We start from the raw sequence: 2500 nt of genomic DNA, 5'->3' as shown, positions 1-2500 counted from the left end.
TGTCAACGGCCAAGTGCGTGTCGCCGCTGGTGGCCGGATCAAGGTCTCCATCCTGGTGAAGTTGACTATTTCTTAGTGAGGCGTCCACCTGTCCTGGTTCGTGCCTGTTTCATGCGGAAGGACTCGCCCTCGGTGACCACGACCACGCTGTGGTGCAGGAGCCGGTCCAGCAAGCTGACCGCGGTGGTGTGCTCGGGCAGGAAGCGGCCCCACTGATCGAAGGGCCAGTGCGAGCCGATACCGAGCGCGCGTCGTTCGTAGGCGGCGGCCACGAACCGGAACAGCAGCTGAGCGCCGGTATCGTCCAGCGGGGCGAACCCGACTTCGTCGATGAGGATCAAGTCGTTGCGGAGCAGGCTCTCGATGACGCGGCCGACGGAGTTGTCGGCCAGGCCCCGGTAGAGCGTCTCGACGAGCTCGGCGGCGGTGAAGTAGCGGACTTTGTGCCCGGCCTGGACGGCGGCGACGCCGAAGGCGATCAGGCTGTGGCTCTTGCCGGTGCCGGCCGGCCCGACCGCGCAGTAGTTCTCCGCCGCCCGGACCCACTCCAGCGAGGCGAGATAGTCGAAGGTCGCCCGGGGGATGGATGAGGAGCCGACGTCGAACTCCTCGATCGTCTTGACCACGGGAAAGGCCGCGGCCTTCATCCGGGTGCGGACATTGGACTCATCCCGCGCAGCCAGTTCGGCGGCCAGCAGGGTGCGCAGGAACTCCTCCGGGTTCCACCGCTGGGTGCGGGCGGTGAGCAGCAGTTCGGGAGCCAGGCGGCGCATGGTGGACAGCTTCAGCCGGCGCAGGGCGGCATCCAGGTCGGCGGGCAGCGCGGGCGGGGCGGTGGTCATGACACCTCTCCGATCTTGTCCAGGGCGTAGGCGTCCAGCGGCCGGGTGGGCACTTGGGGCAGGTTGAGGACCAGCGCGTCCCCGGCGGGCGTGGGGTGTGGTGTCCCGGCGCCCGCGGCCAGGATCGAGCGCACGTCCTCGGCCCGCCAGCGCCGGAACTGTGCGGCCCGTTCCAGCGCGGCCAGCAGCGCGCCGGGCCCGTGGGCCGCGCCGAGAGCTACCAGTTCGGCCAGGTCGGCGGCCAGCCGGGTGTTGCCCGAGGCGGCCGAGCCGGTCAGCCACGTCTCAGCGGCCGGGCCGAGCGCCAGGAACGCCTTCTCTGCCTCGGTGCGCGGCCGGACGGCACGACGCGGCGCGGGCCTGGGGCCGCCGTAATGCTCATCGCGGATCGAGGTCTCTCCCGGGGCGACCGGCGCGTGGTCGGCGACGATCTGGCCGGTGGCCAGGTCGGTGACCAGCAGTCGTCCTGCGGTCTCGGCCACCGCGACGCGCACGCCGATCAGCCGGTTGGGCACCGAGTAGCGGGCTGAGCCGAACCGCACGCACGAGAGCTTGTCCACCTTGCGTGTGATCGGCGGTTTACCGATCGCCGGCCGCAGCGACGGCAGAGCGCTCATCACCTCGCGTTCGCCGGCCAGGCGCGTGGCGGGGACGGCGCAGATCTCCGAGTGGACCACCATGTTGACCTCGGCGCACCAGGTCCGGGCGGCCAGGTTGGCCACCGCCAGATCGGTGAACGGCGCCTGAGGGACGATGAGGTCCCGCTTGGCGTAGCCGACCAGGTTCTCCACGATCCCCTTCGATTCGGGATCGCCGGCCTCGCACCAGTCGGGACGGAACCCGTAGTGCGTGGCGAAGCGGACGTAGTCCGCCGTCGGGATGACCTTGTTGGCGACCACGCCGCCCTTCAGGCAGCCCATCCGGTCGGCCAGCACCATCTTCGGGACCGCGCCGAGCACCTCCAAGCACTCGGCGAGAAAGGCCAGGGTGGTCTCGGCCCGCTCGTCGCCGGCGAACCGGACGAACCGGAAGCGGGACCAGGCCAGCACAGCGCAGAACACATGCAGCCCGCCCCCGGCGTCGCCCCAGTCGATGACCAGCATCTCGCCGGGTGTCCAGACCGCCGGGCGGCGCCCGCGCGGGTTGGTGCGCCGCCAGTCCTTCTTCGCCTCGGCGACCAGCCGTCGGAAGTTACGTGCCGACCCGCCGTAACCGGCGGCCTGGGCCAGCGGCAGCAGCCGCTTGGCAGAGATCTTCCCGTGCGTCGTGGTGACCTTGCCGCGTACCAGCTCGGCGACCATGTCGTAGTTGTGATCACGCCGCTTGCGGGGCGGCGCCTTGTCCCCTGCCAGCGCCCGCTCGATGATGCGTTTGGCGGTCTTGTGCGTGGTGCCGCACATCTGCGCGGCCCCGCGATAGGTGCCTACCTCCCGGTAGGCGGCGATGATGTCCATGACTTCCCCCGAAGATTTCATGGCCGGGCGGACTCCCTGAGCGGTGACCTGGTGACTGGCTAGACACCGTCACGATCACCGTTCAGGGGCACGCCCCTTCCCACGACACACCGGCAAGCGCACGAGACGTGGGGACTTAAAACTGGCCATCAGTGGTGACCTCGATCTGGCCACCTGCGGCTACTTTTGCACGGCCACGGACAC

At 69.9% G+C, this 2500-nt stretch carries 2 protein-coding genes; both read right to left on the bottom strand.

Annotated elements, in window-relative coordinates; translation table 11 throughout:
* Nucleotides 1-65 precede the first annotated feature (65 nt).
* Nucleotides 66-842 carry an IS21-like element helper ATPase IstB gene (gene istB, locus KIP79_RS46025; RefSeq protein ID WP_214111407.1) on the bottom strand — a complete coding sequence of 259 codons (777 nt, stop codon included), beginning with the start codon at nucleotides 840-842 and terminating at the stop codon, nucleotides 66-68.
* Nucleotides 839-2317, bottom strand: a complete 1479-nt coding sequence (gene istA / locus KIP79_RS46020) for an IS21 family transposase (protein WP_214111406.1) — start codon at nucleotides 2315-2317, stop codon at nucleotides 839-841. Before istA ends, istB begins: the two co-directional genes overlap by 4 nt.
* Nucleotides 2318-2500 lie beyond the last annotated feature (183 nt).

Origin of the sequence: Acrocarpospora catenulata, assembly GCF_018476525.1 — a bacterium.
GTDB classification, from domain to species: Bacteria; Actinomycetota; Actinomycetes; order Streptosporangiales; family Streptosporangiaceae; genus Acrocarpospora; species Acrocarpospora catenulata.
The sequence above is the reverse complement of the archived record's forward strand: the minus strand, read 5'-3'. Positions and strand labels throughout refer to the sequence as shown.